At 72.7% G+C, this 24627-nt stretch carries 26 protein-coding genes; 11 read left to right on the forward strand and 15 right to left on the reverse strand.

What is annotated here, in order from left to right:
* Positions 1 to 79 precede the first annotated feature (79 nt).
* Genes ACWDXC_RS30560 through ACWDXC_RS30595 form a run of 8 tightly spaced genes read right to left on the reverse strand, consistent with a single transcriptional unit; the run spans position 80 to position 6992 of the window.
* Complete coding sequence (locus ACWDXC_RS30560) at positions 80 to 403, reverse strand: MGMT family protein (protein ID WP_219504827.1); 324 nt, start codon at positions 401 to 403, stop codon at positions 80 to 82.
* A complete protein-coding gene (locus tag ACWDXC_RS30565; protein WP_219504825.1) occupies positions 391 to 750 on the reverse strand; it encodes a hypothetical protein in 360 nt (119 codons plus the stop codon). The genes ACWDXC_RS30560 and ACWDXC_RS30565 overlap by 13 nt, the downstream gene beginning before the upstream one ends.
* A 22-nt stretch (positions 751 to 772) precedes the next feature.
* Entirely contained in the window at positions 773 to 1933 is a 1161-nt protein-coding gene (locus ACWDXC_RS30570; protein ID WP_449987425.1) for a S8 family serine peptidase, read from the reverse strand.
* Entirely contained in the window at positions 1927 to 2829 is a 903-nt protein-coding gene (locus ACWDXC_RS30575) for a hypothetical protein (protein WP_449987428.1), read from the reverse strand. The genes ACWDXC_RS30570 and ACWDXC_RS30575 overlap by 7 nt, the downstream gene beginning before the upstream one ends.
* A 56-nt stretch (positions 2830 to 2885) precedes the next feature.
* On the reverse strand, positions 2886 to 4106 hold the full coding sequence (locus ACWDXC_RS30580; RefSeq protein WP_449987431.1) for a S8 family serine peptidase: 1221 nt from the start codon (positions 4104 to 4106) through the stop codon (positions 2886 to 2888).
* On the reverse strand, positions 4100 to 4819 hold the full coding sequence (locus ACWDXC_RS30585; RefSeq protein WP_364176576.1) for a hypothetical protein: 720 nt from the start codon (positions 4817 to 4819) through the stop codon (positions 4100 to 4102). The genes ACWDXC_RS30580 and ACWDXC_RS30585 overlap by 7 nt, the downstream gene beginning before the upstream one ends.
* A gap of 50 nt (positions 4820 to 4869) precedes the next feature.
* The gene (moeZ, locus tag ACWDXC_RS30590; RefSeq protein ID WP_219504820.1) at positions 4870 to 6051 is read right to left on the reverse strand and encodes an adenylyltransferase/sulfurtransferase MoeZ; all 1182 of its coding nucleotides are present in this window, start codon (positions 6049 to 6051) and stop codon (positions 4870 to 4872) included.
* A gap of 44 nt (positions 6052 to 6095) precedes the next feature.
* The gene (locus ACWDXC_RS30595; RefSeq protein WP_449987434.1) at positions 6096 to 6992 is read right to left on the reverse strand and encodes an alpha/beta fold hydrolase; all 897 of its coding nucleotides are present in this window, start codon (positions 6990 to 6992) and stop codon (positions 6096 to 6098) included.
* A 229-nt stretch (positions 6993 to 7221) separates the two neighbouring features.
* On the opposite strand from ACWDXC_RS30595, the gene ACWDXC_RS30600 reads away from it, so the two are divergent.
* Together ACWDXC_RS30600 and ACWDXC_RS30605 are read left to right on the forward strand one after the other, a co-directional pair.
* Positions 7222 to 7602 (forward strand): hypothetical protein, encoded by a 381-nt coding sequence (locus ACWDXC_RS30600; protein ID WP_219504816.1) that lies wholly within the window; start codon positions 7222 to 7224, stop codon positions 7600 to 7602.
* 190 nt (positions 7603 to 7792) lie between these two features.
* The gene (locus tag ACWDXC_RS30605; RefSeq protein ID WP_449987436.1) at positions 7793 to 8566 is read left to right on the forward strand and encodes a hypothetical protein; all 774 of its coding nucleotides are present in this window, start codon (positions 7793 to 7795) and stop codon (positions 8564 to 8566) included.
* A 1-nt stretch (position 8567) separates the two neighbouring features.
* Here ACWDXC_RS30605 and ku read toward each other — a convergent pair whose 3' ends face one another.
* A complete protein-coding gene (ku, locus tag ACWDXC_RS30610; protein WP_449987438.1) occupies positions 8568 to 9461 on the reverse strand; it encodes a non-homologous end joining protein Ku in 894 nt (297 codons plus the stop codon).
* Between the two features lie 83 nt (positions 9462 to 9544).
* Between ku and ligD (ACWDXC_RS30615) the strand changes: the two genes are divergently transcribed.
* The 5 genes from ligD (ACWDXC_RS30615) to ACWDXC_RS30635 all read left to right on the forward strand — a co-directional run bounded on the left by ligD (ACWDXC_RS30615) (position 9545) and on the right by ACWDXC_RS30635 (position 12555).
* Positions 9545 to 10426: a non-homologous end-joining DNA ligase gene (gene ligD, locus ACWDXC_RS30615; RefSeq protein ID WP_449987440.1), complete on the forward strand. Its 882-nt coding sequence runs from the start codon at positions 9545 to 9547 to the stop codon at positions 10424 to 10426.
* The gene (gene ligD / locus ACWDXC_RS30620; RefSeq protein WP_364176591.1) at positions 10423 to 11295 is read left to right on the forward strand and encodes a non-homologous end-joining DNA ligase; all 873 of its coding nucleotides are present in this window, start codon (positions 10423 to 10425) and stop codon (positions 11293 to 11295) included. The genes ligD (ACWDXC_RS30615) and ligD (ACWDXC_RS30620) overlap by 4 nt, the downstream gene beginning before the upstream one ends.
* Before the next feature lie 47 nt (positions 11296 to 11342).
* Positions 11343 to 11555, forward strand: a complete 213-nt coding sequence (locus ACWDXC_RS30625) for a hypothetical protein (RefSeq protein WP_246644781.1) — start codon at positions 11343 to 11345, stop codon at positions 11553 to 11555.
* 61 nt (positions 11556 to 11616) lie between these two features.
* Positions 11617 to 12237 (forward strand): TetR/AcrR family transcriptional regulator, encoded by a 621-nt coding sequence (locus tag ACWDXC_RS30630; protein ID WP_364176594.1) that lies wholly within the window; start codon positions 11617 to 11619, stop codon positions 12235 to 12237.
* 87 nt (positions 12238 to 12324) lie between these two features.
* A complete protein-coding gene (locus ACWDXC_RS30635; protein ID WP_049574576.1) occupies positions 12325 to 12555 on the forward strand; it encodes a DUF3107 domain-containing protein in 231 nt (76 codons plus the stop codon).
* 348 nt (positions 12556 to 12903) lie between these two features.
* On the opposite strand, the gene ACWDXC_RS30640 is transcribed toward ACWDXC_RS30635, so the two are convergent.
* The gene (locus ACWDXC_RS30640) at positions 12904 to 13548 is read right to left on the reverse strand and encodes a ferritin-like fold-containing protein (protein WP_219504803.1); all 645 of its coding nucleotides are present in this window, start codon (positions 13546 to 13548) and stop codon (positions 12904 to 12906) included.
* A 352-nt stretch (positions 13549 to 13900) separates the two neighbouring features.
* On the opposite strand from ACWDXC_RS30640, the gene ACWDXC_RS30645 reads away from it, so the two are divergent.
* From ACWDXC_RS30645 to ACWDXC_RS30655, 3 genes are all read left to right on the forward strand, one after another.
* Positions 13901 to 15796, forward strand: a complete 1896-nt coding sequence (locus ACWDXC_RS30645; protein WP_449987445.1) for a DEAD/DEAH box helicase — start codon at positions 13901 to 13903, stop codon at positions 15794 to 15796.
* A 298-nt stretch (positions 15797 to 16094) separates the two neighbouring features.
* Positions 16095 to 16985, forward strand: coding sequence for an alpha/beta fold hydrolase (locus ACWDXC_RS30650; RefSeq protein ID WP_219504799.1), 891 nt, complete (start codon positions 16095 to 16097; stop codon positions 16983 to 16985).
* Positions 16986 to 16998: 13 nt separating this feature from the next.
* Entirely contained in the window at positions 16999 to 17910 is a 912-nt protein-coding gene (locus ACWDXC_RS30655; RefSeq protein WP_449987447.1) for an oxygenase MpaB family protein, read from the forward strand.
* Positions 17911 to 18006: 96 nt separating this feature from the next.
* Here ACWDXC_RS30655 and ACWDXC_RS30660 read toward each other — a convergent pair whose 3' ends face one another.
* Genes ACWDXC_RS30660 through ACWDXC_RS30675 form a run of 4 tightly spaced genes read right to left on the reverse strand, consistent with a single transcriptional unit; the run spans position 18007 to position 21099 of the window.
* Positions 18007 to 19032, reverse strand: a complete 1026-nt coding sequence (locus tag ACWDXC_RS30660; RefSeq protein WP_449987450.1) for a PD-(D/E)XK nuclease family protein — start codon at positions 19030 to 19032, stop codon at positions 18007 to 18009.
* Positions 19033 to 19060: 28 nt separating this feature from the next.
* Positions 19061 to 19768 carry an MBL fold metallo-hydrolase gene (locus tag ACWDXC_RS30665; protein WP_219504796.1) on the reverse strand — a complete coding sequence of 236 codons (708 nt, stop codon included), beginning with the start codon at positions 19766 to 19768 and terminating at the stop codon, positions 19061 to 19063.
* A gap of 11 nt (positions 19769 to 19779) precedes the next feature.
* The gene (locus ACWDXC_RS30670; protein WP_308125735.1) at positions 19780 to 20388 is read right to left on the reverse strand and encodes a MarC family protein; all 609 of its coding nucleotides are present in this window, start codon (positions 20386 to 20388) and stop codon (positions 19780 to 19782) included.
* Between the two features lie 36 nt (positions 20389 to 20424).
* Positions 20425 to 21099 carry a DUF6758 family protein gene (locus ACWDXC_RS30675; protein WP_449987455.1) on the reverse strand — a complete coding sequence of 225 codons (675 nt, stop codon included), beginning with the start codon at positions 21097 to 21099 and terminating at the stop codon, positions 20425 to 20427.
* Positions 21100 to 21140: 41 nt separating this feature from the next.
* On the opposite strand from ACWDXC_RS30675, the gene ACWDXC_RS30680 reads away from it, so the two are divergent.
* Positions 21141 to 21518, forward strand: coding sequence for an NUDIX hydrolase (locus ACWDXC_RS30680; RefSeq protein WP_449987457.1), 378 nt, complete (start codon positions 21141 to 21143; stop codon positions 21516 to 21518).
* Here ACWDXC_RS30680 and ACWDXC_RS30685 read toward each other — a convergent pair whose 3' ends face one another.
* The gene (locus ACWDXC_RS30685) at positions 21519 to 24389 is read right to left on the reverse strand and encodes a hypothetical protein (RefSeq protein WP_449987460.1); all 2871 of its coding nucleotides are present in this window, start codon (positions 24387 to 24389) and stop codon (positions 21519 to 21521) included.
* Positions 24390 to 24627 lie beyond the last annotated feature (238 nt).

The following is a 24627-nucleotide window of genomic DNA, read 5'->3' on the forward strand; positions in this document are numbered from 1 at the left end:
TTTCAGGCTGCCGTCAGTGTTCTGCCCATGGTAATAGGAGTCACCTACTACCAAATCGCCCATTCAGGGAACCGGCAGGTCAGCGGCCTTCCTGAGAATCGGCTGAACGCCCGTCCCAGCGGGCGCCGCGCATGTCCACGCGCTCCCCCCGCAACGGGGTGCCCTCCTCGCGCCAGTGCGCCAGGCAGCGTTGCAGGTGGTCAGGGGCCACACCGCTGCCGTCGGCGTGCACCACGCGCCACCACGGGACGCCGCCGCCCCACACGGACATCACGCGTCCCACCTGCCGGGGGCCGCCCTCGCCGAGGTATTCGGCGATGTCGCCGTAGGACATGACCTTGCCGGGCGGGATGCGCTCGACGAGGTCGAGCACGCGCTCGGCGAACGGCTTCAGCGGCTCCACGCCGCCGGTCCCGCGTCGATCATCTCGTCCAGCTTGCCGAGCTCGATCACCGACCCGTCGGCGACCACCTCGACCACGCCCTCACGCAGCCCGTAGACCTCGCCGTCCTCGCCGATGAGCCGGGCGCCGAGCACGCCCGCCAGCCGGACGAGCTGGGCCACCTGCCAGTCGGAGCCGGGCGCCCCGATCACCTGCTCACGCCATGCTCCCACGGCGTGCGTGCCGTCGCCGTGCCTGGCGACGATCTCGTGCGATCCGCGCAGCTCGAAACCCGCCGGCGCGATCGCCTTCGCGACCTCCGCGAAGGCCAGCGGCGCCTCACGAACCACGCGTAGCTCGTATCCCATGACGGGGGACCATAGCGGATCTTTACTCCCTCCGCTGATTGAGGAGCACGATGGCCCCGCAGAACATGACGAGGGCCACCAGGACGCCGATCCCGTACAGCCAGAGCCGCCACGGGTCGGGTCCGGGGGCCGACGGCTGCGGGGTGTCCTCGCCCTGCCCGAAGTGCTGGTCAGCAGGTACGGGGACCTGGCGTTTGTGGCCGGTGAGCCGTTCGGCGGCGTTCAGCGCAGCGCCCGCGTCGACCACGCCGAACCCGGTCCTGTCGTCGTACCCGGCGGCGGGACGGCCCCGCGCCCCGGTGGCGAGCGCCTGCGCGACCTGCTCGGGCCGCAGGTCGGGGTAGCGCGCCTTGACGAGCGCGGCCACCCCGGCCACCAGCGCCGCCGCCGAGCTGGTGCCGTCGGACAGCGCGTAGCCGCTGCCGCGCTGGACCACGGGCACCCCGGAGCCGGGCGCGGCGACGAGCACGGACAGGTTGTCGCTGCTGTACGGGGCGGGCTTGCTCGTCTTGTCCACGGCCGCGACGCCGATGACGCCCGGGTAGCCCGCGGGGAAGCTCCAGTAGGAGGTCTCGTTGTCCTTGGTGTAGGTGGTCTGCCCGTCGTTGCCCGCGGCGGCGACGAGGACGACGCCCTTGCCGAGCGCGTAGGAGACGGCCTCGCGCTCGGACTTGTGCGGCCCGTAGTTGCCGATCGACATGCTGATGACCTTGGCGCCGTGGTTGGTGGCGTAGCGCAGGGCGCGGGCGAGCGGGCTCTCGGTGGCGCCGGGGTCGGTGAGCAGCGGCGGGGCGATCTGGTCCTCGGGGTTCTCGTCCAGGGCCAGCGGCAGCGACAGCACCCGGGCCTCCGGGGCGACGCCGACGAACCCGTCCCCGGCTCCCGACCCGGCGATCAGCGCGGCCATGGCGGTGCCGTGCTCGCCGGGCTCGACCTCGCGCGGGCGGGCCGCGCCCGAGCTCATGTCGGGACCCACGGTGACGCGCCCGCGCAGCTCCTTGACCCGGGTGTCGACGGCGCTGTCGATCACGGCGACGGTGACGCCGGCGCCCTTGGTGACGTTCCACGCCTGCTCGACGTTGAGCGCGTCGAGCACCCACTGCTGCTGCTCGCGGATGGGCGGGTCGGCGGGGGCGTGCAGGGCCAGCATCGCGGCGGTGAGGACGCGGACGACGGTCAGCACACGTTCCCCTGGGTGCAGGGCGGGACCTTGGGCGGGTCCGCCAGGAAGTAGGCGATCTGGTTGCCGACGGACTTGGCGGCGGGCCAGAGCTCGGGGTGCAGGATCTCCTCGGGCGGGACCGCGGCCCGGGTGCGGCCGTCGGCGTAGCCGGCGGTCGAGAACACGATGTACGGCCCGGCGCCCACCCAGCCGGTGCGCTGGCGCTGCTGCACGCCGAACCGTTCGGTCACGGTGCCGGGGAAGGCGACGGGCAGCACGCCGACCCGGTCGTCCTGGCTGAGCTGGTCGGTGACGGACGCCCTGGCCGCCTCGTCCTTGAGCACGGCCACGCCGACGGTCATGACGAACGTGGAGGTCTGGTCGACGTAGGTGGCGCGCAGCATGGAGACGCAGCCGTACTCGTCGAGGATGCCGGCCACGGACGGGTCGACGGCGTCGCGGCAGGCGGTCTCGGGGGCGATGCCGACGCGCCTGGCGTACTGCTGGGCGCGGTCGAGGCCGAGGTACTTGACCTCTTCGGGGAAGACGCCGGTGGTGGGCCACGCCTGCCAGCGGCGGGCGATCTCCTCCTGCTTGTAGCGGTTCTGCTCCTCGGCGGTCAGCGGGCGCGACCGGGTCTCCTTGAACAGGCCGGCGGTGCCGAGCAGCACGACGACGGCCGAGACGGCCACGATGACGGTGAGGAGCGCGACGAACATGCGGCGGTAGCGGACGCCCTGCTGGAGGGAGTCGGTCTCGGCGCGTTCGGCCGCCGCCCGCCTGCTCCGCATGCCCGCCGTGGGCCAGTCGCGCACGCGCGACCGGCGGCCGGTGGTGGCGCCGAGCGGATTGCTCCGTCCCGGCGTGGATCGTCCCCCGACGCGCGGTAGTCCTGAGGTGGGCCTACGTGCCTTCACCACCGCCTCGTTCCCAGCTCGGCTTCGTGTCTATTTCGTCCCCCTAACGGGGCGGATCATGCCTCTTGGTCATTGTGTGGGCGTCGGCCCCTTCTGACCAGGGCGACGATGGCTCCCAGCGATCCCAGCGCCACCACGGCCAGCGCCGCCGCGAGGCTCCCGTGCAGCAGGATGTGCGCGCCGTCGCGGTGCACGACCTGGATCGGGGCGGGCGGCGCCTGGCCCAGCGGCCTGTCCGGGTCGGCCGCCTGCGCGCCCGCCGCGGTCTCGGTGTGCCCGGCCAGCCGCTCCGCCTCGGCCAGCGCCCTGGCGGCGTTGACGACGCCGAACCCGGTGCCGGTGTCGTAGCCGCCCGGCGGCCGGTCGTCGGCGCTGGCGGCGAGCGCCCGCACGACGAGCGGCGGCGACAGGTCCGGATACTCGGCCTTGATCAGGGCGGCCACCCCCGACACCAGCGCGGTCGCCTGCGACGTCCCCCGGCCCACCCAGTAGGCGTCGCCCGGCCCCGCGCCCATGATGTCGACGCCCGGCGCGGCCACCACCACCGAGGAGTTCCAGTTGGAGAACGTCGCCCGCCGCAGCCTCCCGTCGGTCGCCCCCACCGACACCACGCCGGGGAAGGCCGCCGGGTAGGAGTACGGCGCCGCGCCGCCGCCCTCGACCTCGCGGGTGCCCTCGTTGCCCGCCGCCGCGACCACCACGACCCCCTTGGACACCGCGTAACGCACGGCCGCCCGGTCCTGGCGGGTCGCCAGCTCCTTGGAGATCGACAGGTTGATCACGTCGGCCCCGCGGTCGACGGCGTAGCGGATGCCGCGCGCGACCACGTTCTCGAACCGCTCGTCGGTGTTGAACGTGCGGAACCCCGGCTCCTCGTCCTCCAGGATCACCCGCACCGACAGCACCCGGGCGCGCGGCGCGACCCCGATGACGCCCCGCTTCCGGTCCGGGCCGTGCCCGTGCCCGGCGATCAGCGAGGCCATGTACGTGCCGTGCAGGCGGCGGGGCGCGACGCCCGGCGGGTTCGCCCCCGCGGTGAAGTCGCGGCCGACGGTGACCGAGCCCGCCAGGTCGCGGTGGCCCGGGTCGACGCCCGAGTCGAGCACGGCCACGGTGACGCCGTCGCCCTCGCTGATCCGCCACGCCTTGGTCAGGTCCAGCGTCCTGATGACCCGCTCCTGCCCGGACCGTACCTCGTCCGCCCACGCCGGGGCGGTGACCGCCGGCAGCAGCCCGGCGAGGAGCGCCGCCCGCACGAGCGGCCCGCGGCTCAGCACCGCCACTCCTCGGCCGCGCAGTTGGGCATCCGGGGCCTGCTCAGGTCGGCCAGGACGCGCTCGGAGATCTCGGTCGCGAAGGCGAAGACCGCCGGCCGCTGCTCGCCCGACTTGCTCGCCGGCCGGCCGTCGACCTGGCCCGCCGTGGTCAGCACCAGGTACGGGCCCGCCTGCCGTACCGAGCCCGACTGCCGCACGGCGGGGGTGAACCGGTCGGACACCGTGCCGCGGAAGGCCAGCGGGCGCAGGCCGGGAACGGGCGCGCCGCTGCCCGGGAAGGCGGACCTGGCGCGGGCGGCGCGCGGCTCGTCGGGCAGCGCGACCACGCCCACGGTGACGAGCACGCCGCGCAGGGCGTCGATGTAGGTGGCGCGCAGCACGGCGCGGCAGCCCGCGGCGGCCAGCGCGGCGGCGGCCTCGGCGTCGACGGCGTCGTGGCAGGCGGTGCGCGGCGAGATCCCGATCCGGCGGGCCCGCTCGCGGCCGCCCTGCTCGGCCGAGTAGGCGAGGCTGGACGGGAAGACGCGCCCGGCCGCCCAGGTGCGCCAGCGCTCGGCGACCTCGCGCTCGGCGGCGGCCCTGAGCTCGGCCGCGGTGGGACCCCGGGTCAGCTCGCCGCTCGCCGAACCGGCCGCGACCCCGGCGGCCACCGCGCAGACCAGAGTCAGCGCGGAGGCCACCAGCAGGGAAGGCCAGAGGCGGGCGTTGTCCACGGGATCGACCTTAATGCGGGCGACCCCGTGTCATCCGTCGGAAAGCAGACTCAGTAAGACGGCAGGCTCGGGTCGACGGTCTTGACCCAGCTCAGCACGCCACCGCCGACGTGGACGGCGTCGGCGAAGCCCGCGTTCTTGACGACCGCGAGCGCCTCCGCCGAACGGGCGCCGGACTTGCAGTGGAGCACGATCCGCTTGTCCTGCGGCAGCTTCTCCAGGGCCGAGCCGTTGAGGAACTCACCCTTGGGGATCAGCGTGGCGCCCGGGATGGAGACGATCTCGTACTCGTTCGGCTCGCGGACGTCGACGAGGAAGATGTTCTCGCCGTTGTCCTGCATGGCCTTGAGCTCCTGGGCGGTGATCGTGGAGCCGCTGACCGCCTCGGCCGCCTCGTCGGAGATCGCGCCGCAGAACGCCTCGTAGTCCTCCAGGAGCTGGGTGACCGTCGGGTTCTTGCCGCACAGCACGCACTCGGGGTCCTTGCGGACCTTGACGTCGCGGTACTTCATCTCCAGGGCGTCGTAGATCATCAGGCGGCCGACGAGCGGGTCGCCGATGCCGGTGAGCAGCTTGATCGCCTCGTTGACCTGGATGGAGCCGATCGACGCGCACAGCACGCCGAGCACGCCGCCCTCGGCGCACGACGGCACCATGCCGGGAGGCGGGGGCTCCGGGTAGAGGCAGCGGTAGCAGGGGCCGTGCTCGGCCCAGAACACGCTCGCCTGGCCGTCGAAGCGGTAGATCGAGCCCCAGACGTACGGCTTGCCCAGCAGCACCGCGGCGTCGTTCACCATGTAGCGGGTGGCGAAGTTGTCGGTGCCGTCGAGGATCAGGTCGTAGCCGGAGAAGATCTCCATGACGTTCTCGGTGGTCAGCGCCGTGTTGTGGATCACGACGTCGATCAGCGGGTTGATCTCCCGGACGGACGCCGCGGCGCTCTCGGCCTTCAGCCGGCCCACGTCGGACTGGCCGTGGATGACCTGGCGCTGCAGGTTGGACTCGTCCACGACGTCGAAGTCGACGACGCCGAGCGTGCCCACACCCGCCGCGGCGAGATAGAGCAGCGCCGGCGACCCGAGACCGCCGGCGCCGACACACAGCACCTTGGCGTTCTTGAGCCGCTTCTGCCCGGCCATCCCCACGTCGGGAATGATCAGGTGACGCGAGTAACGGCGCACTTCGTCGACGGTGAGCTCGGCGGCCGGCTCTACCAGCGGTGGCAACGACACTTTCTACGCTCCCGTTTCAGGGGGTCTCTATCTCCATGTGAAACCTAGCCGGGCAGTGGGGCATTCCCCAATCGCGTCTCACGGATCAGACGGCGCGCCTCGGCGGCCACCACGCGCGGCACCTCCATCATCGCCACGTGCCCGGCCCTGGGCAGCAGCACCAGTCTCAGATCACGGAACGCGCGCGCCGCCCTGGCGGCCATCGCGGGCCGGACGAGCCGGTCGTGGCGGCCGTGGATGATCAGCGTGGGGGCCTGGACCTTCTCGGCCTGGCGCCACAGGTTGTCCGCGCCGCGCCGGAAGTACTCCGCCACGATGCCCCGGGCCGAGCCGATCATGGCGGCCGTGGAGTACGGCAGTTCGTCGCGGCGCCGCTGCTCCTCGATCGCCTCGCGCAGCCGTACCGGATGCACGGCGGCCATGTCCGCCCAGACCACCGCGAACGAGGCGTTGATCCGCTGTTCGGCGGGGATCAGCTTCAGCCGGCTCGCCACCCACTCGCCCAGCCGGGGCGTCGCGGCGGCGGCCACCCGCACCGGGCCGGAGCGGGGCAGCAGGTCCGGCAGCGCCGGCGAGATGAGCGTGAGCGAGCGCACCAGCTCGGGGCGTCCGGCGGCGACGCGCACGCAGACCGCCCCGCCCATCGAGTTGCCGAACAGGTGCGCCGGGCCGACCTGCTCCAGCAGCCGGACGACCGCGGCCGCGTGCGCGGCCACGCTGTAGTCGCCGTCGGCGGGCGCGGGCGAGTGCCCGGCGCCCGGCAGGTCGATCGCGTGCCCGGTGACGTCGTCCTTCAGCTCGTCCATGAGGTCGGTCCAGTTGGTGGCCGCCCCTGCCAGACCGTGTACGAAGACCGCCTGCTCGGGGGCGCCGAGCGGGGTGGACCTGACGTGGACGTCACCGACCATGCGCCCCGGCCAGTGCGGGACCGGCTCTGCCATGCCTCCTCCTCACACACGGGTTTCTGGACATTTCAGCTTATATCGCTTCATACATCTCTAATTGATCTAACGACAGGCCAAGCGTGCGGCAAAAGGACTTGATCGCCGTTTATGGCCTGCAACCCCCGGAAAGTATGACAACCAGATGACACCCAGCGTGACATCTCAGGCACTCTCCGTCATCACGGAAATTGCCGCAAGTGCAAGGAACCGTTCAGGGGGAAGCACAATGTCCAAGCTCAAGACCATGATGGCTGCCGCCACGCTGACCACCGCCCTCACCGGCGGCATGGTGGGTGTCGGCGAGGCGGCCTCCGCCACCACCACCGCCAACGCCTCCACCAGCGTCGGCGCGGCCACCAACGTCTCCAACTTCGTCGCTCACCCGCGCTGGTGCCGCTGGCACCGCAGCCACGGCTGGGGCCACGGCCACGGCTGGGGTCGCGGCCACGGCCACGGCTGGGGCTGGGGCCACCACGGCCACCGTCACGGCCACGGCCGTTACGTCAACCGTGTCAAGGTGTTCCTCAACCTGGCCGAGGACAAGGTCCGCTCCGTGCACCGTCGCGGCTGCCTGAAGATCCGCCACAACCACGGTGGCCACTGGTAAACCGATCATCTCGGCCCGGGGTTCCGGGCAGAGCTAACGCGGGGGCGCCGGATCATCTCCGGTGTCCTCGCTTTCATGTGTGCGGGTAAGCCGTGGACCCGCATTCGGTCATACGGCTGTGCGGCGCATTCCCGTCCGGGGTCGGAAATGCGATGCAAGGAGGAGTTTCATCGACATAGGAGCTGCTTCCATGGCATTCACCCGCATCGCGGCCGTCCTGCTGGCCGCCTCCGGCGCCGCCCTGGCGACCGCCCCACCCGTGCTCGCCGACCCAGCACCGCCCGGCCCGAACGCCCACCGCGACCTGCGCGAGCTGCGGCAGGAGCTCCACGAGTCCCGCCACGCCCGGGCCCGCGACCTCCAGGAAGCCCGCCACCGCTGGTCCGCCGACCACCGCGACCGGTACGACCGGCGTGACCGGCGCGGCCACTGGGCCGACAACCTCCCCACCCACCCGGACCACTGGGCGAACGACCGCCACCCGGCCCGCGACCACCGCGAGGCCCGTGAGGCCCGTGAGGCCCGCGAGGCCCGTACCCGCGCCCTCCAGGACACCCGCGCGCTCCAGGACCGCCGCGCCCCCGGCGACCTGCGCGACCGCCGAGCGGGTGACCGGCGTGACGCCCGGCAGGAGCCCGGCATGACGGAGGGGCGCGTCGAGAGGGAGGCGCGGGGACCGCAGGGCCCGAGGCCGGAGACCCGGGATCGCGGGGACGCCACCGCGCAGGCGCGGCTGACCACGTGCGCCTACCGGGTGAAGGCCGGGACGCGGGTCTACGTGAAGCCGGAACGGGGCGCGAAGGAGCTGGAGCACTTCGGCTCCCAGGGCCGCACGCTGGGCGCGTGCGCGTCGCGCCCCGGTGAGAAGTGGACGAAGGTCCTGGCCCCGGAACGCGGCAAGATCGGCTATGCGCGCACCGACAGGCTGAAGAACCTCGGCCCGAAGAAGTGGCTGTCCGTCTGAGTCACGCGGACTTGCGCGCCTTGCGCTTGGGGGCCGCCTCCTTCTCCTTGGACTCCTTCGACTCCTTGGACTCCTTGGACTCCTTGGCGGCCCTCTTGGGTTTGGCGGCGCCCCCGCCGGTGCGCTCGCGCTTGGCGGCGTCGACGCTGGCGCGCAGCGCGGCCATGAGGTCGACGGCCGGCCCGGCCTCCTCCTCTTCGGGGGCCGCGACGACCTCCTTGCCCGCCACCTTGGCCTCGATCACCTGTTGCAGCGCCTCGCGGTAGGTGTCGTGGTACTCGGTGGGGTCGAAGTCGGCCTCCATCGTGGTGATGAGCGATTCGGCCATCTTGAGCTCCTGGGCCCGTACCTCGATGTCCTCGTCCAGGAACTCGAAGTCGGGCTTGCGGATCTCGTCCGGCCACAGCATGGTCTCCAGGACGAACACGCCGTCGCGTACCCGCAGCGTGGCGAGCGACTCACGCTGGCGCAGCGCCACCTTGACCACGGCGACCTGCCCGGAGCTCTCCAGGGCGTTGCGCAGGAGCACGTACGGCTTGGCGCCCTGGGCGTCGGGTTCGAGGTAGTAGGACTTGGCGAAGTAGATGGGGTCGATCTGCTCGGCCGGGGCGAACTGCAGCACGTCGATGCGCCGGGAGGTGCTGAGGGGCAGTCCTTCGAAGTCCTCGTCGGTCAGCACGACCATCTCGCCGGTGCCGAGCTCGTAGCCCTTGGCGATGTCGGCGTAGGCGACCTCTTCGCCGTCGACGGTGCACACCCTCTTGTAGCGGATGCGGCCGCCGTCCTCGCGGTGCACCTGGTGGAAGCTGACGTCCTTCTGCTCGGTGGCCGAGTAGAGCTTGACGGGGATGGTGACCAGCCCGAAGGAGATCGCACCTTTCCAGATGCTGCGCATGGGCACTCCTCAGCAGTAGCGGGCGGTCCACCAATGGGCACATACCCGTCATGGTGCAACCAATGCCACACTCGATTGAACCAATGCTGGCTGTACCAGGGGAACTACCCTCCGATCACGACCGGTACGGCCTCGAGGTCAAGTGGGACGGCATTCGCGCCATCGTGCACGTGGACGGTGGCCTCCGGGTGACGGGAAGGCACGGGGCGGACTACACCCGCCGCTACCCCGAAATTTCGGACTTCGGCATGAAAAGTGCGGTCATCGACGGCGAGGTGGTGGCGCTGGACCGCCACGGCCGGCCGAACTTCGTCCGGCTGCAGCGGCGCATGCACCTGACCGACCCCGAGCCGCTGATCCTGGAGCGCTACCCCGTCACGTACCTGCCCTTCGACCTGCTCTATCTCGACGGCATGTCCCTGTGCGACCTGCCGTACCGGACCAGGCGCAGCCTCCTGGACGAGCTCGACATCGGCGCCCCTCCCTACTTCCCCGGCGACTCCGGCCTGCTGGCGGCCACCTCGGAGCAGGGCCTCGAAGGCGTGGTGGCCAAACGGCTCGATTCTCCTTACCAGCCCGGCGTGCGCTCCCCCGCCTGGATCAAGGTCAAGAACCTGAGCATCACGGAGGTGGTGATCGGCGGCTGGAAGCCCGGCAAGGGCCGCCGGGCGGGCGGCGTCGGCTCGCTCGTCATGGGCGTGTTCACGCCCGCCGGCCTCACGTACGTCGGCCACGTCGGGACCGGCTTCACCGAGGAGGCCCTGGATCTCCTGTACGGGATGCTGGCGCCGCTGGAGATCGCGCGGAGCCCGTTCAGCAACGCGGTCCCGTGGCGTAATCGATGGGTTAGACCCGATCTGGTCGGGGAGGTGGCCTACACGATGTGGACCGACGACCAACGGCTGCGCCATCCCGTGTGGCGCGGGCTGCGGGCGGACAAGCTCCCTGCGGAGGTGACGCGGTGAAGGTCCCCGTCAAGGTGGACGGGCGCGAGCTCACGCTGAGCAACCTGGACAAGGTGCTCTACCCGGAGGAGGGATTCGCCAAGGCCGAGGTCATCGACTACTACAGCCGCGTCGCCCCGGTGCTGCTGCCCCATCTGGCGGGCCGCCCGCTGACCGTCAAGCGCTACCCCAACGGGGTCGAGGGGGCCTCGTTCTTCGAGAAGAACGCCCCCGACCACACCCCCGGCTGGGTCCGGCGCGTCCGGCTGCCGGTGCCGGGCAGCACCAAGGACCGCGAGAGCATCGACTTCGCCGTCGTCGACGACCTGCCGACCCTCGTCTACTACGCCAACCTGGCCGCCCTGGAGCTCCACGTCCCGCAGTGGCGCGTCTCGGACGACGGCGAGGCGCTGCCGCCCGACACGCTCGTGTTCGACCTGGACCCGGGGCCGCCCGCCACGATCGTCGAGTGCTGCCGGGTGGCGCTCATGCTGCGCGAGGTGCTGGCCGCCGACGGGCTCACCGCCAGGCCCAAGACCAGCGGCAGCAAGGGCATGCAGCTCTACGCCGCCTGGGACGGCCGCGAGGAGCCGTCCGCGTACGCCAAACGGCTGGCCCAGGCGCTGGCCAAGGAGCATCCGGGTGAGGTGGTCAGCGTCATGACGAGGAAGCTGCGGCCCGGCAAGGTGTTCATCGACTGGAGCCAGAACAACCCGGCCAAGACCACCGTGGCCCCCTACTCGCTGCGCGCCAGGGCCAGGCCGACGGTCTCCACGCCACTGCTGTGGAAGGAGGTCGAGAGCTGCGAACACGCCGACGACCTGGTGTTCACCACGGCCGACGTGCTCGCCAGGGTGGAGAAGCACGGCGACCTTTTCGACGCGGCGTAGGCTGGGTGCGTCCGCACGCAACGGGGCCACATGTGAAGGGGAACGACATGTCGGAGATGGACGTACGCGGGGACGAGGCGAATTTCGCCGACGACGAGGAGCGGCCGCTGGAGGCGCCGGAGGCCGACGCCGTCGAGCAGCGGCGCAGGCTGAGCGAGGACGAGTCCCGGCCGCGCCGGGAGGTCCCGTTCGACGTCGACCCCGCCGACGCGGCCGACCAGGACCGCGTGGTCGAGCTCGACGATGACGACTATCGCTGAGGCGGCGGCTACCCGCGCGTAGGATGTCGGCACGATCCGCACGAAGACGTTGGAGACCCGCGTGACCGCTACCCCGGACGCCAAGCCCCGGGGCACCCGGCTGCCCCGACTCGCCCGCCGCCGGCAGCTGCTCAGCGCCGCGCAGGAAGTGTTCGTCGAGAACGGCTACCACGCGGCCGCCATGGACGAGATCGCCGAGCGGGCCGGGGTCAGCAAGCCGGTGCTCTACCAGCACTTCCCCGGCAAGCTGGAGCTCTATCTGGCGCTGCTCGACCTGCACGTCGACGACATGGTCAACCGCTGCCGCGACGCCCTCGCCTCCACCAGCGAGAACAAGCTGCGGGTCCAGGCGACGTTCAGCGCGTTCTTCGACTTCGTCTCCACCCAGGGCGAGGCGTTCCGCCTGGTCTTCGAGTCCGACCTGCGCAACGTGGCGCCGGTGCGGCAGCGGGTGGAGCGGTCGCTGAGCGAGTGCGCCGAGATGGTCAGCGCGGTGATCCAGGAGGACACCGGCTGCACCAGCGACGAGGCGCACCTGCTCGGGGTCGGGCTGGTCGGCATGGCCGAGGTCAGCGCCCGCTACTGGGTGACCCAGCACGGCTCCATCCCGAAGGACGCGGCCGAGCAGCTCATGGCCCGGCTGGCCTGGCGGGGCATCAGCGGTTTTCCGCGTACGGCATAACCCGTTCGCTGGGCGCGATCAATCGGCGTGTTTCCGGCACGCAGCGGCCACGATGGGACCAGCACAGCCCCGTCGAAAGGGAGCACGATGGAAGTCAAGATCGGGGTACGTTCCGTACACCGCGAGCTCGTGGTGGAGACCGACCTGTCGTCGGAGCAGGTCGAGGAGGAGATCAGGCAGGCGCTGGCAGCCGAGCGGGGCGTGTTCGCCATCACTGACGTGAAGGGCAGGCGCGTGGTCGTGCCGGTGGCGGCGCTCGGCTTCATCGAGATCGGCGAGGACGAATCCCGCCCGGTGGGCTTCGGCGGCACCCTCTGACCTTTCCGGCCCGCACGACCTGACTCCCGGGACCGCGTTCCACCGGCCCCGGGGGTCGCGGGTCTGGCGGGCCGGACCAGGCCGGGCCTGATCAGCGCCCGATCAAGGTCAGGCCGGATCAGGTCAGGCGAGGCGGCAGCCGCGTGGGCGGCGGCGCCGGGGGGTGATCTCCGGTCCCCGGGCGGGGCACCAGGCGCCTCCCCTGCGCAGCACGGCCCGCGACGGCCAGCGATTCGGCCCACATCTGGTCAAGGAACTGCCGTAGCGGCGCGAGGCCCTCATGCCTGGCACGCTACAGCCGTTCGCCGCGCCGCGCCGTGCGATCCCCTCGACAGCCCTGCACCGGGTTCAGATGCCGAGCGCCGCCATGCGCTTGTTGTGCTCCTCGGTGAGGCGGGCGAACATCCGGGAGATCTCGGCCTGGTCGTCGGCCCCCGACTCGACCAGCATCATCGCCAGCTCCGGCCGGGCCGCGGCCACCCGCTGCCCCTGGCTGAGCGCCTCGCCGACCATCCTCCTGGCCCACAGCGCCAGCCGCCCGCCGACGACCGGGTCGGCGGCGATGCCCGCCCTGACCCGCTCGACCGCGAACCCGGCCCGCCCCTCGTCCGCCAGCACCTCGTCCACGAGCTTGGCGATCGCGGGCTCCAGCCGCCGGGCCGCCTCCCGATAGAAGTCGAGCGCGATGCCGACCCCGACATAGGCTTTGACCAGCGCCTCCAGCCAGTCGGTCGGCGTGGTCTGGCGGTGCCAGGCGTCGAGCGCCTCGGCGAACGGCTGCATCGCCGCGTCCGGATCGGCGCCCAGCTCGGTGAGCCGGTCGCGCAGCAGCCGGAAGTGCGCGTACTCCGCCACGGCCAGCTCGCTGAGCGCGGCCCGGTCGGCCAGCGTGGGCGCCAGCCGCGCCGCGTCGTCGGTCATCCGCGTGAAGGCGCTGAGCTCGGCATAGGCCAGGACGCCGAGCAAATCGACGACCGCAGGGGACTCGTTCATACGTCGCAGCGTACTTCGGTCAATCTTCGGGAACATACGTGAGCTCGGCCAGCGTTGTGGTATCGAGTACACTGCTCTGTGAAAGTGCGACCGCACTGTGTAAATTCGGGGGAATCTCTCCCGGATGCCCCCGCTCCCCGGGTGCGCGGTCGCTGATGACATGAGAGGGCTGGCTCTACCGCGAGGACCCAGGCACGGGGGTATTTTTCCGCCCGATCGGTCCCGGCAGGCCCGCCTTCATTTGAGACTGAGGCAGGCCACGCTGACGACTTTCCGAGACCTCGGAGTCACACCAGAAATCGCCGATGCCCTCGAGACCGAGGGCATCACCACACCGTTCCCGATCCAGGAGATGGCTCTCCCGCTCGCACTGGGCGGCCAGGACCTCATCGGACAGGCACGCACGGGCACGGGCAAGACCTACGCGTTCGGCATCGCGATGCTCCAGAGCATCGGCAAGCCGCGCAAGAACCGCAAGAAGCCCCGCGGGCTGGTCGTCGTGCCGACCCGCGAGCTGGCCCACCAGGTGAGCGAGGACCTCGTCACCGCCGCGGGCAAGCTCGGCTCGCGTGTCCTGACCGTTTACGGCGGTCGCGCGTACGAGCCGCAGATCGAGGCGCTGAAGGCCGGCGTCGACGTCATCGTCGGCACCCCCGGACGCCTGCTCGACCTGGTCAAGCAGAAGCACCTCGACCTCAGCCAGATCACCAGCCTGGTGCTCGACGAGGCCGACCGCATGCTCGACCTGGGCTTCCTGCCCGACATCGAACGGATCTTCAAGCTGATCCCGGCGCAGCGGCAGACGATGCTGTTCTCGGCCACCATGCCGGGTGAGATCGTCTCGCTCTCGCGCAAATACCTCAACCGGCCCACTCACGTGCGCGCCGAGCACGAGAGCGGCGAGGGCGAGGCCACTCCACAGGTCCGCCAGATCGTCTGGCGCACCCACCGGATGGACAAGATCGAGATCGTCGCCCGGCTGCTCCAGGCCGAGGGCCGCGGGCTCACCATGGTCTTCTGCGAGACCAAGCGGGCCTGCGACATGGTCGCCGAGCAGCTCGACACCCGCGGCTTCGCGGTCGCGGCGGTCCACGGCGACCTCGGCCAGGGCCAGCGCGAGCAGGCTCTGCGCGCCTTCCGCAACGGCAAGATCGACGTGCTGGTGGCCACCGACGTGGCGGCCCGAGGCATCGACATCGACGACGTCACCCACGTGGTCAACTACGACGCTCCCACCGACGACAAGACCTACGTGCACCGCATCGGCCGCACCGGCCGGGCCGGGCGCACGGGCATCGCGGTCACGTTCGTGGAGTGGGAGGAGCTGACCCGCTGGAAGATGATCAACCAGATGCTCGGCCTGGACTTCGCCGAGCCCGTCGAGACCTACTCCACCTCGCCGCACGTCTACACCGAGCTCAACATCCCCGAGGGCACCAAGGGCGTGCTGCCGCACGCCAACCGCTCCCGGGCGGGGCTGTCGGCGGAGCGGATCGAGGACCTCGGCGAGACGGGCCGTCCCCGCAACCGCGGCGGCCGACGCCGTGACGAGCGTGAGGAGCGTGACGAACGCCGTCCGGCCCGCACGCCTCGCCAGCGCCGCCGCACCCGTGGTGGCAAGTCCGCCGAAGAGGGCACTCCCGTCGAGACGCCGGAGGTCGAGCTCGTGAACGGTCGCTCCCGCAAGCCGGAGGAGACGCCCGCGATCATTTCTGCTGACGAGGTGGAGGCCGTGGCCGCCGAGCCGCGCCGCCGCACCCGCCGTTCGTCGGCGGAGCGGGGGTCCGCCGGATCGGCCAAGGCCACAGAGCCCGCCAAGGCCACAGAGCCTGTCAAGGCCGCTGAGCCCGTGGTGAGCGCCGAGCCGGTCAAGGCCGCCGAGCCCGTCAAGGCGCCCGAGCCCGTCAAGGCCGCCGAGCCCGTACGCGCTCCCGAGCCCGCCAGGGCGCCGGAGCCCACGCGGGCGCCGGAGCCGGCGCGGGCCGCGGAGCCGGTCCGGGTGGCGCCTGCCGTCGAGCCGTCGCCGGCCGAGCCGGTGCCCAGCTTCCTGACCACCCCGCCGCCGCCCGCGGCGTCCAGGGAGCCGGAGCGGATCATCCCGCCGAGCCCGTTCACGGTGATCTTCCAGTCGCCCGACCTGGCGACGGACGACGACGACATCGCCCCGTCCGCCGCCACCGAGCGCAAGCAGCAGCGCCGCCAGGCTCGTGGCGGCGGTGGCGGCGGCAACCGCCGCCGCGCGGGCTGACGACCGCAGTGTGAAGAGCTGAGTGTGAAGAGCTCAGCGTGAAGAGCTGAGTGTGAAGAGCTCAGCGTGAAGGGCGCGCACCCACCCGGGTGCGCGCCCTTCCGCGTGTCAGCGGGTTCCGTGACGGGCGGGCGAGCGCTCCGGCCGGAACCCCGCGCACCGGCCTTCCAGGTACGCGCCGCGTGTCCCGGACCCGGCGTCCGGCACCCCCATAAGCTGGCAACTCCCCCGAAATCCGGCACCAGCGTAGGAGGTTAGCCGGTGTTGACGCGCTGACCTCTGGGTATTGTTGCCCCACGTGAGTACGCCGCGATTCCTGCAGCTGCCTCCCGGCGTTGCACCACGCAAGATCGACACCCCCGAGGGCACGTTCGCGGCCCTGGAGGCGTCGCCGGTGAGCGGCGTGGTGGAGCGCTGGCCCGCACTCCTGGTGCCCGGCCTGACGGGGAGCAAGGAAGACTTCATCGCGGTCCTGCAGACCCTGGCCCAGTCGGGCCGCCGGGTGCTGGCCATCGACCTGCGCGGCCAGTACGAGTCGCCGGGCCCCGACGACCCCGGCGCCTACACCTGCGCGGCGCTCGGCGCCGACGTCGACCAGCTCGCGCAGACCCTCGGCGGCGGCGAGCCGGTGCACCTGGTGGGCCACTCCTTCGGCGGCCTGGTCTCGCGGGAGGCCGTCATCGACGGGCGCACCAAGTTCGCCTCGTTCACGCTGATGAGCTCCGGCCCGTCGGCGATCGCCGGCAAGCGCGCCCACCACGGCCGCAAGATGCTGCGCGAGATCCCCGAGCTGGGCCTGGAGCACGTGTGGCACGCCAGGTTCGAGCCGGAGGCCGTGGCCGCCGGGGTGCCCGACGACATCATGGCGTTCCTGCGCAAGCGGCTGCTGGCCAACTCCCCGACCGGACTGGCGTGCATGGCCGAGCAGGTGCTCACCATGCACGACCGCACGCCCGAGCTGCGGCAGATCGAGGTGCCCACGCTGGTCCTGTACGGCGAGCACGACGACGGGTGGCCGGCCGAGACGCAGGCGGAGATGGCGGCCACGCTGGAGGCGGAGTGCGTGGTGGTGCCGGGCGCCGTGCACTCACCCGCCGTGGAGGCGCCCGAGACGACGGCGGCCGCGCTGGTCCGCTTCTGGAACGACGCCGAAAGCCACTTTTTGGACACTCGATCGGGCGCTGTGTAACCATGCGTCCACCATGTCCGAAGAGCTCGCCGCCCCGTCGCCCCTCGCCGTCCAGTCACCGCGCAGCGCGACCTGGCGGGTGCACCTCGACCGCACGATGTGGGTCGGCGGCGTCCGGGGGCTGATGCTCCAGGCTCTGCACCCGCTGGCCATGCTCGGCGTCTGGCAGAACTCCGACTTCCGCACCGACCCGTTCGGACGGCTACGCCGTACCGCCGACTTCGTGGGGCGGGTCACGTTCGGCACCCCGGAGGAGGCCGGAGCGATCGGCAGGCGGGTGCGCGGCATCCACCGGAGCCTGCGCGTGGTCGAGCCCGGCGGCCGGGTGCACCGGGTCGACGACCCGGAGCTTCTGCTGTGGGTGCACTGCGCCGAGGTCTCGTCCTACCTGGAGGTCGCCCGGCGCGGCGGGCTCGCGCTCACCGGGCCGCAGGCCGACCGCTACCTCGCCGAGCAGCGGCGCAGCGCCGCCTACGTGGGGCTGCACCCCGAGGACGTGCCCGGCTCGCGCGCCGAGATGGCGGCCTACTTCAAGGCGGCCAGACCCGCGCTGCGGGTCACGGAGGAGGCCAGGGCGGCCGTGCGGTTCCTGCTGTGGCCAAAGATGCCGCCGCGGCTGCGGCTGCTGTCGGCCGGGAAGCCGGTCTACTTCCCGTTCGGGGCGCTGTGCTACTACACGCTGCCGGACTGGGCCAGGCGGATGTACGGGATGCTGCCCGAGGTGCCGCGGGGCGCGGTGACAGCCGGACTGGCGGCGTTCAGGCTGGCCATGAACGCGCTGCCGGAGCCGCTGCACGACCGGGCGTTCCTGCCCGCGACGCGGCGGATGCTGCGCCACTCCCGGCAGCGGCTGGCGGCGGCCGGCTACGACGTCCGCAAGGGGCTGCACGGCGCCGTGGACCCGCGCCACTGGCCCGGCGCCTGACCGACGCCGTCGACCCTCGCCACTGGCCCAGCCCCTGACCGGCGCCGTCGGCCCGCGCCATTGGCCCGACCCCTGACCGGGCCGGTCAGGGGTGCGCTATTCGGCCAGGCCGTCCCACGGGCGGCGTTCGGGGGCGGCGGCCAGCCCCTCCGGGCAGTGGCGGCGGAAGTCGCACCATCCGCAGATCGGCCCCGGGCTGGGCGCGAACAGCGCGTCGATCTCGGCGGGCACGGCGGCCGGTCCCACGGACGCCCGCTCGCGCCGCACGTCGTCCCTGGACGGCCAGGCGGCCCCCGCGTTGCCCGGATCCGCCGAGGACCGCGGAGCAGGTTCCGCTGGGTGCGGCTGAGGCGGCGCGTGGAGAGCCGGGCCGCCGGGTCCGGTGTCCCGGGCCGGGGCGGGCCGGGAGCGGCGGCTCGGGGCGCTGGAGGCGTCGGAGGACACCGCCGCGCGATAGCGGTCGTCGGCGTCGGCCGCCTCCAGGGCGATCTCCTCGGCGCGGCTCAGGTGGCGGCCGAGGGACTCGTCGGTGTGCCGCCACTCGACGATCTCGCCGGTCGGCAGGTGGTGCAGCTCGACGGCGCGGGCGGGGGTGCGCATCATCCGGGACGCCGCGATCGCGTAGACCGCCAGCGCGAGCGAGGAGCGCGCGTCGTCCTGGGTGAGGGGCCGCCGCCCGGTCTTGTAGTCGACGACCACCAGCTCGTCGCCGCGCCGGTCGAGCCGGTCGATGCGGCCGGACAGCGCGATGACCTTGGTGCGGGTGGCGACGGTGCGTTCGACGCCGACCGGATCATCACTGGGGTCTAAAGTCGCGACATATCCGGACACGAGGTCGCGGGCACGCGCGAGCCACCGCGCCGACTGCTCCCCGTCCCTGAACCCCTCGGTGATCCACCCGCTCGTGAGCAGGGTGGCCGCCGTGAGCGGGGTGCGCCGCTCGTACGGCTCCCGCCACCAGGCCGCCAGCGCGTTGTGCACGCTCGCCCCGACGCTGTTGTGCGCCCAGGCCGGGCCCTTGGACGGCTGCGGCCGGTCCAGGTAGGTGAACCGGTAACGGCGCCGGCAGTCGAGCCAGGCGTTCAACCGCGACGGCGTGCACGAATAGAGCCGCCGCGGCATCCCTTCCAGCGGAAGCTGGCCCTGCACCCTATTCGTCGCCCGGGTTGAGCTTGATGCCCGACACCCGGGTGCCGTCGGAGAGCGGGCCCTCGGGGGCGGGCTCACGGGTCAGCGAGCCGGAGATCCAGTCGTCGAAGTGCGGCTCCAGGTCGCCGACGGTGACCTCCTCGCCGTGCGAGGGCAGCACCCGCGTCGCGGCCGGCAGCGTGAACAGCCGCCCGCCGATCGCGGTGAGCTGGTCGGCCAGGCGGGGGTACTCGCCGCCGAGCTTGCCCGGGCCGTCGGCCTGGAGGGTCTTGCCGGTGAAGACCGCCTCCAGCGCCTCGCAGTAGAGCGAGACGCCGCCCGGCGTCACCCCGGGCGTCTCCATGACGTCGAGCTGCACGTCGGCGACGCCGAAGATGCCGTCGTCCTCCATGTCGATGTCGGGCCAGGTCTCGGTCCAGGTCTCGCGCCAGTGCGGCTTGTCCTTGGGGTGCAGGGCGATGACCGCCTCGTCGCGGCTGGCCACCTCGATGGCCGCGCCGACATGGTCGGGCAGGCCGTGGGTGCAGATGACGGCGAGCACCTCGCGCTCGCCGACCTGCTCAAGGATCTTGTCGGCGTCACGCGCCGGGTCGATGACGATCACTTCGTCGTCATCGCCGATGATCCACGTGTTGTTCTCGACCTTGTGCTCGACGTCGTCGATCTCGACGACGCCCTCGGTCACCACTCGCTCGATACGCGCTGTCACGCCTCCGAACTCTAGCCCGTCTGCGTGAGTGAGCGAATCGCGTTGATGATGAGTTGCACGGCCAGCGCCGACAGGAGCAGACCGGCGATCCTGGTGACGAGTTCGACGCCGTTCTCCTTGATGAGGCGGATGATGCTCACGGAGAAGCGCATGAACAGCCACAGCAGGATGTGCACGGCCGCGATCGCCAGCCCGAGCGCCAGGATGCCGCCGGGCACCCCGGCGGCCTGCTGGGCGAAGACGATGGTCGCCACGATCGCGCCGGGCCCGGCGAGCAGGGGCGTGCCGAGCGGCACCAGGGCGACGTTCACGTTGGAGCGGACGGTGTCGGCGCGCGGCTCGGCCGCCCCGCGCAGCAGCTCCAGCGCGACCAGCAGGAGCAGCAGCCCGCCCGCGATCTGCATGGCGGCCACCTCGACGTGCAGGTAGCCGAGGATCGCCTGGCCGAACACCGCGAACACCACGATCAGGCAGAACGCGGTCACCGACGCCTGCCAGGCGACCCGTTTGCGCTCCTGGGCGGTGCGCCCGAAGGTGTAGGCGAGGAAGAGCGGGATGACTCCCGGCGGGTCCATGATGACGAACATCGTCACGAACGCCTCGACGAAGAACCTCAGCACCGCTCCCCCAGCACGCCGTACGAGGGGGAACGCCTGTCAGTCTTCCAGTCTCGGAGAGAACGCCCCGTAAGGCACGTCGAGGTCGAGGTCACGCAGATCGAGCAGGCTGAGCTCGGCGAGCGCGATGAGGCAGCCGGCCTCCGACGGCCAGGCGATCGTCCACAGCCAGTTGCCCAGCGCCTCGCCCGCGTAGACGGCCCGGTCGGCCGCCGCGCCCACGCACCACAACGGCGTCGGATGCCCGAGCACCTCGATCTTCGCGTTCGGCGGCCCGTGGTCGAACCCCTCGCCCGGGTCGGGCCCGTCGAGCCCGGCGAACGCCGCGCCCAACCCCACCCCGGGCTCCTCGGCGACGATCAGCAGGTCGGCCGGCCCGTGCATGAACGACGGCCCGCTCAGCGCCACCACGCTGGCCCGGACGCCTCTGTGCTCGTCGCCCACCTCCGCGAAGCCGGTCACCATCCATTTGGACGGCAACGGCCATGGCAGCCACACGGGCACCATGGAGTTCTTCCGCATCGCCTCCAGGGCCGTCGCGGACGGCGGCCGGGGCGGCTGATACGGCAGGACGTCTCCGTGCGCGTCGCAACGCCATGCGCTGGACCACGCACCGGGCCCGTGAAGCGGGCCAAAACACCGTGGGCACGTTGGAGCCGCTCTCACAGCTACCCACGGTGCTTCCTCGGGCCCGGCCCCGTCAAGGCCGCTCATCGTTATCCCGTCGTAATCTTGGTCATGTGCGCGTAAATTGTGTGGGAGCGATCATCTTCGACGCCGGGCGGCTGCTTCTCGTACGGCGCGGCCATGCTCCGTCGGCCGGGCTGTGGTCGCTTCCCGGCGGGCGTGTGGAGCCCGGCGAGAGCGACGAGGCCGCGGTCCGCCGCGAGGTCATGGAGGAGACCGGCCTGCGCGTCGCCGTCGGCCCGCTCGCCGGCGCCGTCGACCGTCCCGGCCCGGCCGGCGTCACGTACGAGATCCGCGACTACTTCGCCACGGTCACCGGCGGCGTGCTCGGCGCGTCGGACGACGCCGCCGACGCCCGCTGGTGCGCCCGCGCCGAGCTGACCCGCCTGGCCCTCTCGCCCGGCCTGCTGGAGGCGCTGCGGGAGTGGGACGCGCTCCCGCCCTGATCAGCGGCTGGACGTGAGGGTGGAGGTCCACAGGATCAGGTGGTCGTCGCTGTAGGTGGTGGAGCGGCCCAGCGCCACGACCTCCTCGCCCGCCACCGTCACCGCCGTCAGCCACTGCGCCCCCGGCCCCGCCAGGCTGTCCTCGGTCAGGTCCAGGCGGCTCCAGCCGATCCCGTCCTCGGAGGTCCAGGCGGCGCTGTCGCCGTCGCCGGGCGTGCCGTGCCAGCCGACCGCGACGAGCCCCGGGCCGGCCGCCGCGAGGTCGTACACCGCCGCCGCCCGTTCGGCGGGCAGCCAGGCCGTACGCCAGGTCGCGCCGTCGTCCTCGGAGACGGCGGAGAAGGCGCGGCGGGCGCCCTGGTCCGTCACGGCGGCGCCGATGGCGACGAGCCGGTCCTGGTAGGCGGCCACCTGGCGCAGCCCGGCCGAGGACGTGCCCGGCGGGGCGACGCGCTTGCGCGCCTTCCAGTTGACGCCGTCGCCGGAGACCCACACGACGCCGCTCTCGCCGGCGCCCACGCCCGCGCCGCCGACCGCGACATAGCCGTCGGAGGTGGCCGCCAGGTCGTGGATCCGCACGTCGGAGCCGCCCTGCGGCAGCTTGTCCGAACGGGTGAACCGGCGCAGGTCCGGCGTGAACCACAGCGCGGCCGACACCGTGCCCGTCGGCCCCCGGTCCTCGCCCGCGAGCACGTAGCCGTCGGGCCCGGCGGCCAGGACGCGCGCGTCCAGGTACGGGTGGTCGCCCGGCCGGGCCAGGTCGCCGTCGGCGGCCACCTTGCGCCAGGCCCGGCCGTCCTCCGAGGCCACCAGCAGCGGCTCGGTGACCTGCACGTCCGTCTGGGTGGCGCCGACCGCGAGCCAGCCCCTGCGGCCGTGGGCCACGTCGCTGAGCCGCTGCTGGCGCGGGCCTCCCAGGCTGATGGACGTCCAGTCCTGCCAGTTGAGGCTGGTCCAGATGCCGGCGTCGCCGGACGCCGAGCCCACCGCGACGTAGCGGCCGTCGTGCCCGGCCACCCGTGAGGTCTCGCGGGCGGCCCGCGACAGGCCGTCCACGCCCGCCAGCCGCACCCGGGCGGGCTTGCCGCGCTCGGGCGCCGCCATCAGCACGAGCTGGTTGTCCACGTCGGCCGCCGCCTGGTCGCCGCCCGCGAACAGGGTGCCGTCGCCGGAGATCGTGAACCCGCGCAGCGTCGCCCCCGCCAGGTCGCCCAGCTCGGCCCGTTCCTTCCACGACCCGCCGTCGGCGCTGGTCAGCACCGAATAGCCGCCCAGGTTCGCCTGGCTGACGGCCGCGACGCCCGACGCGTGCGAGATCAGCGACTCCACGCCCGGGCTCTGCCCGCCCAGCTCGTCGATCGTGCCGCACTGCGACCACTCCGCGCCCGTCGGCGAGCAGTAGACGCGCACGTCGCCCGAGGCCGTGCGGTGCCGGACCGGCACCAGCACGAACCGCTTCGGCGCCACCGCCAGCGAGCCCGCCCTCGGCATCGCCTCAGGAAGCTGGAACCCGGTCGCCGCCCAGCTCCGGCCGCCGTCGGCCGAGCGCAGCACCCGCGAGCCGTCGCCCTGCCCCGGCTGGGCCAGCGCCACCGCCGTGTCGCCCTTGGCCACCACCGCGCGCAGCTCGCCCACGTCCAGGCCGCGCGTGTCGACGCGGTCCCACGAGCGGCCGTCGGCGGAGTGCCAGGCGGCCGGGCCCGCGCCGCCGTTCTGCAGCGTCGAGCGGCCCACGGCCACGAACCCGGACCCGGTCCTGGCGATGTCGTGCACCACGTCGCCGTCGCGGAACGCGGCCAGCCCGGCCGGCTCCACCGCCTCCCAGGTCAGGCCGTCGGCGCTCGTCCACATGGCGCGCCCGGTCAGCTCGTCGCCGCCGCTCGCCAGCCAGCGTCCGCCGCCGCCGACGACCCGCTGAACCGTGGGCGCCGCCGCGCCGGTCACCCGGCCCAGCCGCCACCGCTCGCCGTCGGGCGAGAACAGGAACAGCGGGCGCGGCGTCGGGCTCGTCATGTCGCTGCCCACCGCCACGACCGCGCCGCCGACGGAGGCCATGTCGTTGAGCTTCTGGTTGGAGCCCAGACCGGTGGAGGCCGGCACGGTGAACAGGCTGTCTCCCGGCCTGCCGACGCCCGCCGCCAGCCTCAGGCCGGGGTCGTCGGGGGTGACCCACTGCCACAGCAGCACGCCGCCCGCCACGAGCAGGGCGACGACGAGCGCGACGGCCATCGGCACCGTGCCGCGCCGGCGCCGCCGCATCGGGCTCGCCCGGCGCACCGCCGACGGGGCCAGGGTCCGCTCGTGCCTGCCCCCGTTGCCGGGGCGTTCCGGGCCGGCCGCCACGAGCAGGTCCGGCCGCGTCGGCCGGCCCGCCGGCGGCCTCCCCACCCGCCGCACGGTCTCCTCGTCCCCCTCGCCGCCCTCGGCCCGCGCCTCCTCAGGAGCGAGGGGCCGTACGGGGTCCGCTTCGTCAGGATCGGAGGACCGTACGGGATCCGTGGTTTCCGGGGCAGGAGGCCGTACGCGGTCCGCTTCTTCCGGGGCGGGAGGCCGTACGGGGGCGTCGGGTTGCGCGGGGGCCGGGGGGTGGTGGATGAGGAGATACGGGGGGATGCGGACGGGGCGCGGCTCGTCGTCGGTCTGCGGGAGGGGCAGGTGGTAGGGGAGTTCCTTGGGCTTGGCGGCCTCCGGCGTGGGACGGGGCGGTCCGGAGGCGACGAGCTTGTCGGGCCGGTTGACCGTGCGGCGGGGACGGCGGCGCGGCTCGGTCTCGGGGTCGGCCGTCGGGGAGCTGTAGGGGCGCCGGCCCTTGGGCGGGTCGTCACCGGCCTCGTCGTCGTCCTCGGGGGTGGGGGCGGCGAACGGCGGCATGCCCCAGGGCGATGTCACCGGTAAGCCGCGGGCACGGTCGTCGCTGGGACCCGGCGGGGTGTGCCGGATCCGGGGTTCGCCGGATCCGCTCCCGGAACCCGGGTCGTCGTCGCCCGGCGGTAGCCGAGGCTCGTCACTGGCGCCGGAGGCCACGTGCCGTACCTCCTCCACGTGTCAGGTCTGGCCTGGTCGGCGGGTGGATCGGGCCGCGGGGAGGCGGACCGTTCCAACTGCTTCT

The organism is Nonomuraea sp. NPDC003214 (assembly GCF_053590035.1).

What these genes read in the sequence shown, in the direction of transcription:
- ACWDXC_RS30565 (WP_219504825.1), bottom strand. Translation starts at nt 750, where the DNA reads ATGGGATACGAGCTACGCGTGGTTCGTGAGGCGCCGCTGGCCTTCGCG.
- ACWDXC_RS30595 (WP_449987434.1), bottom strand. Translation starts at nt 6,992, where the DNA reads ATGGCAGAGCCGGTCCCGCACTGGCCGGGGCGCATGGTCGGTGACGTC.
- ACWDXC_RS30600 (WP_219504816.1), top strand. Translation starts at nt 7,222, where the DNA reads ATGTCCAAGCTCAAGACCATGATGGCTGCCGCCACGCTGACCACCGCC.
- ACWDXC_RS30605 (WP_449987436.1), top strand. Translation starts at nt 7,793, where the DNA reads ATGGCATTCACCCGCATCGCGGCCGTCCTGCTGGCCGCCTCCGGCGCC.
- ku (WP_449987438.1), bottom strand. Translation starts at nt 9,461, where the DNA reads ATGCGCAGCATCTGGAAAGGTGCGATCTCCTTCGGGCTGGTCACCATC.
- ligD (WP_449987440.1), top strand. Translation starts at nt 9,545, where the DNA reads ATGCTGGCTGTACCAGGGGAACTACCCTCCGATCACGACCGGTACGGC.
- ACWDXC_RS30625 (WP_246644781.1), top strand. Translation starts at nt 11,343, where the DNA reads ATGTCGGAGATGGACGTACGCGGGGACGAGGCGAATTTCGCCGACGAC.
- ACWDXC_RS30635 (WP_049574576.1), top strand. Translation starts at nt 12,325, where the DNA reads ATGGAAGTCAAGATCGGGGTACGTTCCGTACACCGCGAGCTCGTGGTG.
- ACWDXC_RS30640 (WP_219504803.1), bottom strand. Translation starts at nt 13,548, where the DNA reads ATGAACGAGTCCCCTGCGGTCGTCGATTTGCTCGGCGTCCTGGCCTAT.
- ACWDXC_RS30645 (WP_449987445.1), top strand. Translation starts at nt 13,901, where the DNA reads ATGGCTCTCCCGCTCGCACTGGGCGGCCAGGACCTCATCGGACAGGCA.
- ACWDXC_RS30655 (WP_449987447.1), top strand. Translation starts at nt 16,999, where the DNA reads ATGTCCGAAGAGCTCGCCGCCCCGTCGCCCCTCGCCGTCCAGTCACCG.
- ACWDXC_RS30660 (WP_449987450.1), bottom strand. Translation starts at nt 19,032, where the DNA reads ATGCCGCGGCGGCTCTATTCGTGCACGCCGTCGCGGTTGAACGCCTGG.
- ACWDXC_RS30675 (WP_449987455.1), bottom strand. Translation starts at nt 21,099, where the DNA reads ATGAGCGGCCTTGACGGGGCCGGGCCCGAGGAAGCACCGTGGGTAGCT.
- ACWDXC_RS30685 (WP_449987460.1), bottom strand. Translation starts at nt 24,389, where the DNA reads ATGCCGCCGTTCGCCGCCCCCACCCCCGAGGACGACGACGAGGCCGGT.